At 66.3% G+C, this 13,995-nt stretch carries 14 protein-coding genes; 3 read left to right on the forward strand and 11 right to left on the reverse strand.

All coding sequences use genetic code 11. The features are described 5' to 3' along the window. Positions 1-75: 75 nt before the first annotated feature. Positions 76-297 (reverse strand): SymE family type I addiction module toxin, encoded by a 222-nt coding sequence (locus tag EX20_RS28415; RefSeq protein WP_034195476.1) that lies wholly within the window; start codon positions 295-297, stop codon positions 76-78. A 296-nt stretch (positions 298-593) separates the two neighbouring features. Continuing rightward, positions 594-803, reverse strand: coding sequence for a hypothetical protein (locus EX20_RS32350; RefSeq protein WP_126220612.1), 210 nt, complete (start codon positions 801-803; stop codon positions 594-596). Between the two features lie 46 nt (positions 804-849). On the opposite strand from EX20_RS32350, the gene EX20_RS32355 reads away from it, so the two are divergent. Further along, the gene (locus tag EX20_RS32355) at positions 850-1,770 is read left to right on the forward strand and encodes a hypothetical protein (RefSeq protein WP_131929098.1); all 921 of its coding nucleotides are present in this window, start codon (positions 850-852) and stop codon (positions 1,768-1,770) included. Positions 1,771-2,333: 563 nt separating this feature from the next. Beyond that, entirely contained in the window at positions 2,334-3,575 is a 1,242-nt protein-coding gene (locus EX20_RS28425) for an NAD(P)/FAD-dependent oxidoreductase (RefSeq protein WP_014723941.1), read from the forward strand. Between the two features lie 16 nt (positions 3,576-3,591). Here EX20_RS28425 and EX20_RS28430 read toward each other — a convergent pair whose 3' ends face one another. The 9 genes from EX20_RS28430 to EX20_RS28470 form a co-directional block, all read right to left on the reverse strand. Further along, the gene (locus tag EX20_RS28430; RefSeq protein WP_014723942.1) at positions 3,592-4,353 is read right to left on the reverse strand and encodes a FadR/GntR family transcriptional regulator; all 762 of its coding nucleotides are present in this window, start codon (positions 4,351-4,353) and stop codon (positions 3,592-3,594) included. A 71-nt stretch (positions 4,354-4,424) separates the two neighbouring features. Further along, a complete protein-coding gene (locus tag EX20_RS28435) occupies positions 4,425-5,315 on the reverse strand; it encodes an L-fucono-1,5-lactonase (protein ID WP_034195478.1) in 891 nt (296 codons plus the stop codon). 63 nt (positions 5,316-5,378) lie between these two features. Next, positions 5,379-6,320, reverse strand: coding sequence for an ABC transporter substrate-binding protein (locus EX20_RS28440; protein ID WP_011880733.1), 942 nt, complete (start codon positions 6,318-6,320; stop codon positions 5,379-5,381). An 89-nt stretch (positions 6,321-6,409) separates the two neighbouring features. After that, the gene (locus EX20_RS28445; RefSeq protein ID WP_011880734.1) at positions 6,410-7,447 is read right to left on the reverse strand and encodes an ABC transporter permease; all 1,038 of its coding nucleotides are present in this window, start codon (positions 7,445-7,447) and stop codon (positions 6,410-6,412) included. 20 nt (positions 7,448-7,467) lie between these two features. Continuing rightward, entirely contained in the window at positions 7,468-9,006 is a 1,539-nt protein-coding gene (locus tag EX20_RS28450) for a sugar ABC transporter ATP-binding protein (RefSeq protein WP_034195479.1), read from the reverse strand. Positions 9,007-9,018: 12 nt separating this feature from the next. Further along, positions 9,019-9,795: an SDR family oxidoreductase gene (locus EX20_RS28455; protein WP_011880736.1), complete on the reverse strand. Its 777-nt coding sequence runs from the start codon at positions 9,793-9,795 to the stop codon at positions 9,019-9,021. Between the two features lie 74 nt (positions 9,796-9,869). Then, positions 9,870-11,147, reverse strand: a complete 1,278-nt coding sequence (locus EX20_RS28460; RefSeq protein WP_034195480.1) for an L-fuconate dehydratase — start codon at positions 11,145-11,147, stop codon at positions 9,870-9,872. Between the two features lie 23 nt (positions 11,148-11,170). Further along, a complete protein-coding gene (locus EX20_RS28465; RefSeq protein WP_034195481.1) occupies positions 11,171-12,013 on the reverse strand; it encodes an ureidoglycolate lyase in 843 nt (280 codons plus the stop codon). A gap of 51 nt (positions 12,014-12,064) precedes the next feature. Then, positions 12,065-12,829 (reverse strand): SDR family oxidoreductase, encoded by a 765-nt coding sequence (locus EX20_RS28470; RefSeq protein ID WP_011880739.1) that lies wholly within the window; start codon positions 12,827-12,829, stop codon positions 12,065-12,067. A 663-nt stretch (positions 12,830-13,492) separates the two neighbouring features. Between EX20_RS28470 and EX20_RS28475 the strand changes: the two genes are divergently transcribed. Continuing rightward, complete coding sequence (locus EX20_RS28475; RefSeq protein ID WP_011880740.1) at positions 13,493-13,783, forward strand: DUF3331 domain-containing protein; 291 nt, start codon at positions 13,493-13,495, stop codon at positions 13,781-13,783. Positions 13,784-13,995 lie beyond the last annotated feature (212 nt).

Genomic DNA, 13,995 nt, shown 5'->3' on the forward strand with positions numbered 1-13,995 from the left:
TGCTCCGCCACACTAGCCGATCAGCCGATGCGCCTCTCGACGAATCGCATCGACGTGCAGCGCCGCGGCGGCGTCTCACATCGCCGTGATGACCAGCCTACCTGGCTCGATCGCTATCCGCACCTTCTCGCCCGGCTCAAAACCCGCATCATTGACGAGCCACATTCCGCCAATCTTCATGTACGGATAAAACGTCTTGGGCCTGACGCTCATGTTTTTCGGAAAACCCCAGATCTCCTGGACCGTCACAAAGCGTTCCGTAATCGGGGGACGTGCTTTATCATTCGCCTTAGCCATGGGCAACTCCTGGTTAGTTGGCTGTGGTCAGCGGGCCGTGAGTGTTGGTAGCACTTGCGGCCCGCGCTCGTTTACTGCCGATTTTTTGATTTCCCGGATTCCTCCTTTTTACTCATTCGACGAGCCGATGCTTCGACATGTCCGGTGAACGCCTAGCGCCCATTCGCGCGCGCGATATACGCGCGATCATCGTTGGACAGTCCTATTAGGACATCATTTACGCGCAATATTTCCGACTCGCCTTAACGTTCGCCATTAGGCATAGGCATGCAATTGCTTGTGCGCACGGAGGCGTCTCATTCGCTGATGCCAGCAACGTCACTCGATTTCAAGAATGCGGCGATTTGAAACAATTTGCATGAGTTATCGTCACTCAGTCCAAGCTTGCAAAGGGATTTGCTTGCAGCCGCGAGACATTCAAGATAGCGATCGTCGATCGAGGCAAGGTCTAAGATGACAATGCCGGAAGCGGTTGGAGCCGTTTCCGAAACAGCGACTGCAGTCATGAGCGGTCTAACATGATTGATTTTTCACACAAAGGCGACAATGCCCATGTTGCCTGAACGTAAATCGATGAAATTTCTGTGGTGCATTTTTTCAGCCATCGCTTTGTGCGCTGCAATTTACGCATCAACAGCCGTCCGACGCGAAAAGAACACAAGAATATCACCTCAAGTTGTCACCATTAAATTCGGATCAGACGGAAAATCGGATGCCGTGGCACAAGGATTTTCCACGATGAATCACCCGTCTGGCGTGTACGTATATCAAATGCGCTGGGACGATCCAAAGAAGCTCGGACGGGCAAGATATCTTCAAGGACAGTATTCATTCGATCTCGACAACGTGGCGATCGCGACCGGGTTGGGCGACAAAGACAGTCCGGAAAGCGGAGTTGATAGTTGGGATGTCAATTTCAACATCTCACCTTCGGGTACAACCTCGTACGAAGAGGCTCGCGACAAAATCATAGCCCTGCTGACAAAACTGAGAGATGCGGGGTGGAAGAGGTATATCGAGACATCCGATCCGCGGCTCGTCGGCAAAGAGGCAACGGCTTATGCTTTGTCGCAACCCGGTACGCTTTATTCGATCGACTCTACCTACACACCGACCGCGGAGGAATGGAAAAGCTTAATCTCATCCGAGCCAAGATGGCTTTTTTATGCTGACGGCGTCTTTTTGACACTATCCCTTTCATTTCAATCGTCGTCGACTCCCGGCATGGGATATTACCTGACAGATATTCAGGTAAGCACGGCATCTGATAATTACACGCCGTATTTTACTGATAGCATCGAACGCCGGAGGCAATGGAAGAAATACCTGTCTGACGAATTGACGCCGGCAAGGGCGGAACGAGCGAAACATGAAGCAGAATGGACGGCTGAGGGCTACACAATCGACACGACATATCTGCCGCCGCCGTTTGAAGCCCCCGACTTTTCGGCCAAGGCTGGCGACACTCAATGATCTGGAGGGCCAGGCTATGCAACGAGCGAACTTGCACGGGAGAGCACAGATCGTCGCGGGCAAACTCCATACCCTCGTCAGTAGCGCCCCGCCGAATGTCCGGCCCGCGTCGTACGCAAACGCTTACCGCATGTCCGCGCCGTTAACGAATATCGCCAACGATGCGTTCATTGCAGCCGGTAGAAGTCCACTGCTCGTGGTTACGTTGGTTGTCCACGCAACAGGTCCTGCCACTAGTTCGAGCCGCGACATCGGCACATCAAAAGAGCTCGGCCGGAATCTCGTCCGCCCCCACGAACACGCCGCCCATCGCATTGGAGCGCGTCAAATCCGCAGCGCATATATCGCCCGTCCCACCCGACTGCTGGACCGTGCGCGGGCTGCTGCCCCGACTGAGCCGGACAACCTCCAATAGTCGCGCACGGCCCATCTGCACTACGTCGACAGCGCATACCCGCTTGGTGCCCCACTCCGCCGCGAGTATGCTTGGGGTTCGAACACTCTCCAATCCCGGCGCGCACCCCGTCACCCGGCCCAGCGCCCCGCCAACAGCCACTGACATGATGGACTTCGACGTAATCGTTCTAGGCGCCGGCATCGTCGGCGTCAGCGCCGCGCTGCACCTGCAGGATCGCGGCCGCAAGGTCGCACTCGTCGACCGCGCCGCGCCCGGCGAAGGCACGAGCTTCGGCAACGCGGGGCTGATCGAGCGCTCGTCGATCGAGCCGTATCCGTTTCCGCGCAGCCCGTTCACGCTGATGCGCTACGCGCTGAACCGCTCGACCGATCTCTACTGGCACAGCGCGTCGCTACCGGCGTTCGCGCCGTGGCTCGCGCGCTTCTGGTGGGAATCGGCGCCGCTGCGCCACGCGGCCGCGTCGCGCGACATGCTGCCGCTGATCGAGCGCTGCATCGCCGAGCACGACGCACTGATCGCGCGCGCCGGCGCAGGCGAGCTCGTGCGCGCGAGCGGCTGGATGGAAGCGTTCCGCACGCCTTCCGCGTTCGAGCGCGCCGTCGCCGATGCGGGCCTCACCGCGCGCCGCCACGGGCTCGGCATCAAGCCGCTCGACGCCGCAGCACTGCGCGCCAAGGAACCGAGCCTCGCGGCCGGCTTCTGCGGCGCACTGCACTGGCTCGATCCGAAAAGCGTCGTCGATCCGTCCGCGCTCGTCAAAAGCTATGCGCAGCTGTTCGTGCAAGGCGGCGGCACGCTGCTCACCGGCGATGCCGCGAGCGTCGACGCGCTGTCGCCCGGCTGGCAGGTCATGACCGACCAGGGCAAGATCGCCGCGCCGGCGATGGTCGTCGCGCTCGGCCCGTGGTCCGATACGGTGTTCGGCAAGTTCGGCTACAAGATCCCGCTGCGCGAGAAGCGCGGCTATCACATGCACTACGCGCCATCGGAGCGCGGCACGCCGTCGGCGCCGATCGTCGATCGCGAATACGGCTACGTGATCGCACCGATGCGGCGCGGCTTGCGGCTCACCACGGGCGTCGAAATCGCGCGCCGCGGCCTGCCGCCGACCGGCGTGCAGCTCGATCGCGCGGAACGCATCGCGCGTCCGGTGTTCGGCTTCGGCGAGCGGCTCGATCCGCAGCCGTGGCTCGGCTTTCGCCCGTGCACGCCCGACATGCGGCCGGTGATCGGCCCCGCGCCCGCGCATCGCGGGCTGTGGTTCTCGTTCGGGCACAACCATCACGGGCTCACGCTCGGCCCCGTGTCCGGCCGCTTGCTGGCCGAGATGATGACCGGCGAAACGCCGTTCACCGATCCGACGCCCTACCGCGCCGAGCGCTTCTGACGCCGGCGGCCTGCGCTCAGTCGAGCGCGCGGCCGAAGATCTCGATCACTTCGTCCAGATGCTCGGCCATCGCGCGACGCGCGGCCTCCGGGTCGCGCGCGCGAATCGCGTCGAGAATCGCGCGGTGCTCCAGCTCCGACCGGTGCGGCATGTCGTTCGGCATGTAGAGCGACTGCAGCCGCTGGAACATCGGATCGTATTTGTGCGCGAGCAACTGCTTGATCATCAGCGCATAAGCTGCGTTGTCGCTCGCCTCCGCGATCCGGATATGAAACAGGCGATCGCCCGGATGCGTGAGCGACCCGCTCTGGTTGTCTTCCTGGTTGCGCAGGAACGCGTCGCGAATCCCCTCGATCTGCGCGTCCGAGCCGTGCTGCGCGGCGAGCGCCGCCGCCTCCGGCTCGATCAGGCGGCGCGCCTGCAACAGCGCGAACGGCGGGATCTCGGTGTCGAGGTCGAGCGCGATGCCGAGCTCCGGATCGATCTCGACGATCGAGAACGGCGCGACCTTCGCGGCAGCAAGCGGCTGCGGCGCGGCAGCGGCCTCGCGCTGGCGCACCTTCACGCCGTCGCCGACGCGCACGCTGACGAGCCCGTTGACCTCGAGCGCGATCAGCGCCTCGCGCACCGACGTGCGCGACACGCCGAACCGCTCGGCCAGTTCGCGCTCGGGCGGCAGGTAGCTGCCCGGCGGGAAATCGCCGGACTCGATCATCGCACTGAGCTTGTCGGCGATCTGCTGGTACAGGCGGCGGTTCTGAATCGGCTGGATGGACATACTTCGATACGGATGAGCGGTTGTTTTGCGCACGGTCCGACGCATCGAGCGCCGGGCCGTGCGCGCCTATTCTATATGCCGGCCATCGCATCGCCCGGCACCGCATAGCAGCGCGCGGCCGTGCCGCCCCACAGCGCGTCGCGCTCGGCCGGAGACAGCCGCGCGGCGGCCCAGCGCTCGACCAGCGACGCCACTTCGTCATACGACGCCGCGAGAAGGCACACGGGCCAGTCCGATCCGAACATCAGCCGCTGCGGGCCGAACGCGGCGAGCGCCGCATCGAGGCATTGCTCGACGTGGCGCAGGTCCGGCGCGCACAGGCCGCGCCGCCAGTCCGCCTCGGTCACGAGCCCCGACAGTTTGCACACGACGTGCGGCAGCGCGGCCAGCTCGCGCAATTCGGCACGCCAGCGCGCGAACGCCGTCGCGTCGCGCTCGAATTCCGCGAGCGCCGGCTTGCCGGCATGATCGAGCACGAGCCAGTGCGCGTCGTGCCGCGCGCAGAACGCGCGCAGGTCGCGCAACTGGCGCTCGAACACCAGCACGTCGTATACGTAGCCATGCTGTTGAAGCCACGCGACGCCGCGATTGAACGCGGGCTGCCCGACGAACGCCGCGACGTCGGCTTCGTCCTGCAGCTGATGGCGAAAGCCGCGCAGCTTTGGGCTGCGCCACGCGGCGACGCGCTCGGCCAGCTCCGGCGCCGCGAGATCCTCCCAGCCGACCACCGCCGCGATTCGCGCGTCGTCGCGCGCGAGCTCGAGCAGGAACGCCGTCTCGTCGCGCCCGGCGCGCGCCTGCACCGCGATCGACGCAGCGAGCGCATGCGCGTGCATCTGCGGCCACAGCGCAGCGGGCAGGTAGTCGCGGGCGAGCGCGTCCATTGCCGGGCCGATCCACGGATAGTCGGCCGCGCGATAACGCCAGAAGTGCTGATGGGAATCGATACGCACTGCGCTCATGGTGTCCTCGTGCTTCACCCCGCGTCGTCGCCGCGCGCAGCATCGTCGCGCGCCGCATGACGCTCAGTCGTACAGCACCGCGGTGATCTTCGGGTCGTCGATGTTGGTCTTGTCGTACCAGTAGAAGCCGGTGTCGATGACCTTCGGCAGCTTTTCGCCCTTGATCGCCTTCACCGCGGCTTCGACCGTCTTGTAGCCGATCCCGACCGGGTTCTGCGTGATCGCGCCGGCCATCAATCCGCTGCGGATCGCGTCCTTCTGCTGCTTGCCCGAATCGTAGCCGATGATCACGACCTTGCGCTTCATCTCGCGCACGCCGTTGACCACGCCGATCGCCGAGCCCTCGTTGGTGCCGAACAGCCCCTTGAGCTTCGGATACGCCTGCAGGATCGACTTCGTGACCTCGGTGGACTTCAGCTGGTCGCCTTCGCCGTATTGCACGGTCACCACCTGCACCTTCGGATGCGCGGCCTTCATCCGTTCGAGAAAGCCGTCGCGGCGGTCGATGCCGGTGCGGCTCGTCTGGTCGTGCGCGACCACGGCGACCTCGCCTTCGTCGCCGATCAGCGCGGCGAGCTTGTCGGCCGCGAGCGCGGCCGCCGCCTTGTTGTTGGTCGCGGCGGTGGTCACCGGAATGTCGCTGTCGACGCCCGAGTCGAACGCGATCACCGGAATCTTCTCCGCCTGCGCCTTCTTCAGCAGCGGCAGCGCGGCCTTGCTGTCGAGCGCCGCGAAGCCGACCGCGGCCGGCTTCTTCGCGATCGCCGCGGACAGCATGTCGATCTGCTTGTCGACCATCGCCTCGGTCTCGGGGCCTTCGAACGTGACCTTCACCTTGTAGTCCTTCGCCGCCTGCATCGCGCCGGCTTTCACGGCCTGCCAGAACTGATGCTGGAAGCCCTTCGAGATCAGCGGGATATAGGCTTCCTGCGCATGCGCGCCGGCCGTCACGCCGACGGCGAACGTCAGCCCGGCGATCGCGTTCAACACCTTGCTCCTGATCACTTCGCGTCTCCTTGGTTGTATCGACTGAAATGCCGGCCCGGCCGGCGATGAAGCGCATGCGGGTTTGCGTGTCTGCGTTCTTTCGTGCATCAGCGGCGGCGCCGGCGCAGGATGTCCACGTAGACGGCGAGGATGATGATCACGCCCGTGACGACCGTCTGCCACTCCTGCGCGACGGACATGATGCGCAGCCCGTTGGTCAGCACGCTCATGATGAACGCGCCGATGATGGTGCCGACGATGCTGCCCGAGCCGCCCGACAGCGACGTGCCGCCGATCACGACCGCCGCGATCGCATCGAGCTCGTAGCCCTGGCCGAGCGCGGGCTGCGCGGAGTTCAGCCGCGACGCGATCAGCAGCCCGGCGATTCCGCACACGGCGCCGCCGAACGTGTAGACGGCGATCTTCCACGCATCGACGTTCACGCCCGACAGCCGCAGCGCTTCCTCGTTGCTGCCGAGCGCGAACGTGTAGCGGCCGAACAGCGTGCGGTTCAGCACGATCGACGCGCCGATCGCGACGACGAACAGGATCAGCACCGCGTTCGGAATCGGCAGCGCGGGGATCACGCTGCCGATCAGCGAGTCCTGCGCGATCGACGTGAAGCCCGGCGTGTCGTTGAAGTAGATCGGCCGCGTGCCGGAGATCACGAGCGACAGCCCCTTGAGCAGCATCATCATGCCGAGCGTCGCGATGAACGGCGGCACCTTCATCTTCGCGATCACGAAGCCCGACACGCAGCCCGACAGCGCACCGCAGCCGAGCGCGGCGACGATCCCGAGCGGCAGCGGCATTCCCCAGTTGGTCAGCACGACGCCGGCCATCACCGCGCAGAACGTCATCAGCGTGCCGACCGACAGGTCGATGCCCGACGTGATGATCACGTACGTGCACGCGACAGCGAGCACGCCGTTGACGGCCGTGGCCTGCAGAATCGCGACGAGGTTGTCGACCTCGAGGAAGTTCGGCGACGCGAAACCGAAGAACACGATCAGCAACACGAGGCTCGCGAACGCGAGCAGCTTCTGCCGCGCGGCCGGGTTGAACAGGCGCGACTTCAGGTTCGCGGCGCCGGCCGGCGTGTCGGCGGACGCGAGGGGCGGAACGGGATGCGTATCGTTGGACATGATCGGAGTGGACACCTGAATCAGGACAACACGGTCGACTCGCGCTGCGTCGCGAGCTGCATGATCTTTTCCTGCGTGGCGTCGGCCGCGCGCAGCTCGCCGGTCACGCGCCCTTCGCACATCACGAGAATCCGGTGGCTCATGTGCAGCACCTCGGGCAGCTCCGACGAGATCATCACGATCGCCTTGCCGTCCGCGGCGAGCGTGTCGAGCAGCTTGTAGATCTCGCTTTTCGCGCCGACGTCGATGCCGCGCGTCGGCTCGTCGAAGAACAGGATGTCGCAATCGCGCAGCAACCACTTCGCGATCACGATCTTCTGCTGGTTGCCGCCGGACAGCAGCCGCACCGGCTGCGCGACCGACGGCGTGCGGATCGCGAGCTGCCGCACGTACGCATGCGCGGCGGCGCGCAGCGCGCGCGCGTCGACGAACATGCCGCGATGCACGAAGCGCGGCATGCTGGACAGCGCGATGTTGTTCTGCACGTCCATGCCGAGCGCGAGCCCGAAATGCTTGCGGTCCTCCGACAGGTAGCCGATCCCGTGCGCGACCGCGTCGGCCGGCGTGCGGATCGTCACCGGCTTGCCGTGCACGCGAATCTCGCCCGCGTCGACCGGGTCCGCGCCGAACACGGCGCGCGCGACCTCGGTGCGGCCCGCGCCCATCAGCCCCGCGAAGCCGAGAATCTCGCCGCGCCGCAACGTGAAGCCGACGTCGCGGATCGCGCGGCCGCGCGACAGCCCGCGCACTTCGAGCGCCACGTCGTTCGCGGACGTATCGGGCGGCGTGCGCGGCTGCGTATCGAGCTGACGGCCGACCATCATCGCGATGATCGCGTCCATCGACGTATCGGCCATCGGCACGGTCGCCACCCATTTGCCGTCGCGCATCACCGTCACGCGATCGGCGATCTGGCGCAGCTCGTCCATCTTGTGCGAGATGTAGACGATGCCGACGCCGTGCGCCCGCAGGTCGCCGATGATGCGGAACAGCTCGGCGATTTCCGCGTTGTTCAGCGCGGCGGTCGGCTCGTCCATGATCAGCACGCGCGAGTCGAACGACAGCGCCTTCGCGATCTCGACCATCTGCTGCTTCGCGACCGTCAGCCGGCCGACCGGCGTGCGCGGATCGAGAGCGAGCCGCATCCGCGCGAAGATCGCGGCCGCGTCGCGGTTCAGCCGGTCCTCGTCGATGAACACGCCGAAGCGGCCGCGCGGCTCCCGGCCGATGAAGATGTTCTGCGCGACGCTCAGGTGGTTCATCAGGTTCAGCTCCTGATGGATGATGCCGATGCCGAGCGCCTGCGCCGCGCGCGGCTCGGCGATCTCCACCGCGCGGCCGTCGATCCGGATCTCGCCGCCGTCCTTCTGATACACGCCGGCGAGGATCTTCATCAGCGTCGATTTGCCCGCGCCGTTCTCGCCCATCAGCGCATGCACTTCGCCGGCGCGCAGGTCGAAGCGGCAGTCGTCGAGCGCGAGCACGCCGGGAAAGCGCTTGCTGACGCCGCTCAACGCGATCAGCGGCGGCGCGTCGTTGGGGTTCGGGTCTGCTCGCATCGGTCGCCGCCGTCAGTCGATCGCACGATCGAGATGCGTGTAACCGCCGTCGACGAACAGCCACTGGCCCGTCGTGTGCGACGCGCGCGCCGACAGCAGGAACACGGTGGTATCGGCGATCTCTTCCGCCGTCGTGAAGCGCTTGCCGAGCGGCACCCTGGCGGCGATTGCGGCGAGCTTCGCGTCCGGATCGTCGAAGCCGGCGATCCAGTTGCGGTACAACGGCGTCATCACCTCGGCCGGAATCACCGCGTTCACGCGCACGCCGTCGTCGCGCAGCGCGACGGCCCATTCGCGCGTCAACGCGAGCTGCGCGCCCTTCGACGCGCAATAGCCGCTCGTGTTGCCCTGCCCGGTGACGGCCGTCTTCGACGAGATGTTGACGATCGCGCCGCGCGTCGCCTTCAGGTGGGGCACGCAGTGATGCGCCATCGCGTAGTAGTGGATCAGGTTGCGCTCGAGCGACGCGACGAACGCGTCGCGCCCGGCGTCGAGCCCCACGCCGTCGTTGACGCCCGCGTTGTTGACGAGCCCGTCGATGCGGCCGAAGCGCGCGACGGTCTGCGCGACGCCGTCGCGGCACTGCGCGTCGTCCTGCAGCTCGACGCGCACGCACACGGCGCGCGGCTGCTTCCGTTCGACCGCACGCAGAAAGCCGTCGTCCGGGGCGTGGCGCGCGAACACCACCGGAATCGCGCCTTCGTCGGCCAGCCGCAACGTGATCGCCGCGCCGATGCCCGATGCGCCGCCGGTCACGATCACGACCTTGTCCTGCAGATCCAGATCCACTTCGCGTCTCCGTCGTTCGTATCGTCCATCTCGTCGCGCGACGTCGTGCGACGCCGCGCCGCCAGCACCCTGCGTCAGCCGCGGAACCGGTACTGCTCGAGCGAGTCGGGCTTCATCTCGATCGAGAAGCCGGGCGCGGTCGGCGGCATGTAGGCCGCGCCGCGCACGATGCACGGCTCGACGAAATGCTCGTGCAGGTGATCGACGTATTCGGCCACACGCCCTTCCTTCGTGCCCGAGATGCACACGTAGTCGATCATCGACAGATGCTGCACGTATTCGCACAGCCCGACGCCGCCCGCGTGCGGACACACCGGCAGCCCGTATTTCGCGGCCAGCAGCATCACCGCGAGAATCTCGTTGACGCCGCCGAGCCGGCACGCGTCGATCTGCACGACGTCGATCGCGCCGCGTGCGATGAACTGCTTGAACAGCACGCGGTTCTGGCACATCTCGCCGGTCGCGACCTGCACGGGCGCGATCGCGTCGCGGATCTTGCGATGCCCTTCGACGTCGTCGGGGCTCGTCGGCTCCTCGATGAACCACGGCTTCGCGAACGCCAGCTCGCGCACCCAGTCGATCGCCTCGCCGACTTCCCACACCTGGTTCGCGTCGATCATCAGCTTGCGCGCCGGGCCGATCACGTCGCGCGCGATCGACACGCGGCGGATGTCGTCGTCGAGGTTCGCGCCGACCTTCAGCTTCACGTAGTCGAAACCGGCGTCGACCGCCTCGTGGCACAGGCGCCGCAGCTTGTCGTCGCCGTAGCCGAGCCAACCGGCCGAAGTCGTGTAGCACGGGTAGCCGTCACGCTCGAGCGCCGCGATCCGCGCGGCCTTGCCCGGCGCCTGGCGGCGCAACAGGTCGAGCGCCTCGTCCGGCGTGAGGCAGTCGGTCAGGTAGCGAAAGTCGATCGCGCGCACGATCTCTTCCGGGCTCATGTCGGCCACCAGCCGCCACAACGGCTTGCCCACCGCCTTCGCCCACAGGTCCCACACCGCGTTGACGACGGCGCCCGTCGCCAGATGGATCGCGCCCTTGTCGGGGCCGATCCAGCGCAACTGGCTGTCCGACGTCAGGTGCCGCCAGAAGCGGCCCATGTCCTCGTGGATCCAGTCGAGATCGAGGCCGACGACGAGGTGACGCATCGCCTCGATCGCCGCACAGCAGATCTCGTTGCCGCGCCCGATCGTGAACGTGAGCCCATGGCCCGCGAGCCCGTCGCGGTCGGTTTCGAGCACGACGTAGGCGGCCGAGTAGTCGGGGTCCGGATTCATCGCATCGGAGCCGTCGAGCTCGCGCGAGGTCGGAAAGCGCACGTCGAGGACGCGCATCGATCGAATGACAGGCATGGCGAACGCTCCGTTAAAGGGTTTCAGGCCTGCACGGTGCGCTGGCGCTGCTCGCCGAGCCCGTCGATGCCGAGCGTGATGACCTGCCCGGCGCGCAGATAGACGGGCGGCTTCTGCCCGAGGCCGACGCCCGGCGGCGTGCCGGTCGAGATCACGTCGCCCGGCTGCAGGCTCATGAAGCGGCTCAGATAGCTGATCAGGAACGGCACGCGGAACACCATCGTCGCTGTCGAGCCGTTCTGGTAGCGGTGGCCGTCCACCTCGAGCCACAAGCGCAGCGCGTGCGGGTCCGGCACTTCGTCGGCCGTGACGAGCCACGGGCCGAGCGGGCCGAACGTGTCGTTGCCCTTGCCCTTGTCCCACGTGCCGCCGCGTTCGAGCTGGTACTCGCGCTCCGACACGTCGTTCACCACGCAGTAGCCGGCGACGTGCGACAGCGCATCGGCTTCGTCGATATAGCGGCCGGGCCGGCCGATCACCACGCCGAGCTCGACTTCCCAGTCGGTCTTCTCGGAGCCGCGCGGAATCTCGACGTCGTCGTTCGGCCCGCAGATCGCGCTGGTCCATTTGCCGAACACGACGGGCTCCTTCGGCACCTCCATGCCGGACTCGGCCGCGTGATCCGAATAGTTCAGGCCGATGCAGATGAACTTGCCGACCCGGCCGACACAGGCGCCCAGCCGCGGCGTGCCGTCGACGAGCGGCAGCGACGCCGGATCGAGCTCGCGCAGCCGCGCGAGCGACGCGGGCGTGAGCGCGTCGCCGGCGACGTCGTCGATCACGCCCGACAGGTCGCGGATCCTGCGCTGCGCATCGAGCAGTCCCGGTTTCTCGTGGTGTTTGTCGCCAAATCTCATCAGTTTCATGTCGTCCCAGCGAAACGGAAGTGGATGGAAAGGTGCGGGCGGCCGCCGCGGTCAGTTCGACCAGCCGCCGTCGATCACGTGAATCGTGCCGGTGGTGAACGACGCTTCGTCGGACGCGAGATACGCGGCGAGCGCGGCCACTTCGTCGGCGGTGCCGATGCGGCCCATCGGCTGGCGCGCGACGAAGGCCGCGCGCACGCTGTCGGTCGACACCTCGCGTGCGCGCGCCTGCTCGGCGATGCGCTGTTCGAGCGACGGCGACGCGATCGTGCCGGGGCAGATCGCGTTGCAGCGAATGCGCCGTTCGACGAAATCGGCGGCGACCGACTTGGTGAGGCCGATCACGGCCGCCTTGGTCGTGCCGTAGACGAAACGGTTCGGCACGCCCTTCACGCTCGACGCGGCGGACGCCATGTTGACGATCGACGCGCCGCCCGCCTCCAGCATCGCCGGCAGCAGCGCGCGGATCAGCCGGTACATCGACGTGACGTTCAGATCGAACGAAAACGCCCACGCGCGCTCGTCGCAGTCGAGGATCGAGCCGTGATGCACGAAGCCCGCGCAGTTGAACAGCACGTCGAACGCGCGTTCCCGCGCTGCCAGCGCCGCCACGTCGGCCGCAGCGGTCACGTCGAGCCGGCGCGTGGACAGCCGGCCGCCTGCACGTTGCGCATCGGCCGCGAGCTGCTCGAGCGCGGTGTCGTTGATGTCGGTCGCCAGCACGTCGGCGCCCTCGCTTGCGAACCGCAGCGCGGTCGCGCGGCCGATGCCCTGTCCAGCCGCCGTCACCAGCGCACGCTTGCCCTGCAATCTCATGAGCCCCTCCGGGAGAGCCGGTCGAGCCGGCCGATTGGCACAAAGGACCAAAGGTCCAACCAATCTTAGGAAGAGAATCCGGATTTGTCACGAACGTGGGATTCAGTGTTTTCCCGAGCGACAAAATCGGTCGCCAAACAGCGGAGAAGTCGGGAAACGAGCCTTCGCCGCGCCGCGCGATTGCCCGCAACGCCAATAGGCATGCGGCTCGCGCCGATTGGCGCGCGCGCGCCGCGAGTGCGGCCGGCACGAAACTGACAAAAAAGTCATGTTCGCGTCAGGCTGGCAACCGGGCGCGCACGGGATCATGGCGTCGTCGGCCGCGCCCTACCGGTCCACCGCAGCGTCCGCCGCCAAGTGCGGCGGGCATCTCCGTCCCCCGCGGGGTCCGACGTGCCCGGGCGAGCGGGCACGTTGGCGCGGGCCGATTTCGCGCCCCGGACGTTTAAGTCCGGGGCGCTTTTGTCGTGGGCGTTTTACCCGAAAACGCGCCCTCATTGTTTCTAAATCGGCAAAAGGTAATTTGAGCCAAACAGGATGTTTTTTCCCGTCACAGACGCTTACATTTAGCGCACCACTCATGGAAACCGCTACGGATTCGCGCTCGGGTAGTGACATCCACTGCCATCGACGAAACCGCACTGCGCTTTAGGAAACGGCAAAATGAAGGCACCCCAATCCATGCCTGCGCTTGATCCCGCCGACGTCCACGTCGAAATTCTCGAACGTTCCGATACGCTGCTGGTGGTTCGCTGGGTCGAACCCGGCCGCTGCCATTACGGCGAACAACGCTGGCGCCGCCGCTTCGCGCAGCGCACCGGCACCTGCGCGCTGTCGCGCCAGGTGATCCAGCGCGGCGACGAAGTGTTCCGCCCGGCCGAGCGCCCGGCGCCCGCCAACGCGGCCGCGATGATCTCCGCGGCCGAAGTGCTCGCGCTGGCCGGCAACCGCTAAGCGCGCGGCGGCGCCGCCACGTCGGCGGCTGCGCGACGCGCAAGCGGCGCGCCGATTCCCCGTCTCTGCTGCCCGTGTCATCCGACGCGCACGCCGTGGGTATCCGCACGCACGGGCGTCGCGCCGGCATGCAGCCGAGTCGGCCGACGTGACGTCGCGGCGCGCTGCGACTCATTGCACAGGCGGAAACGAAAGCACGATGAAAGGCTGGA

The organism is Burkholderia sp. WP42, from assembly GCF_000745665.1.
Classification (GTDB): Bacteria; Pseudomonadota; Gammaproteobacteria; order Burkholderiales; family Burkholderiaceae; genus Burkholderia; species Burkholderia vietnamiensis.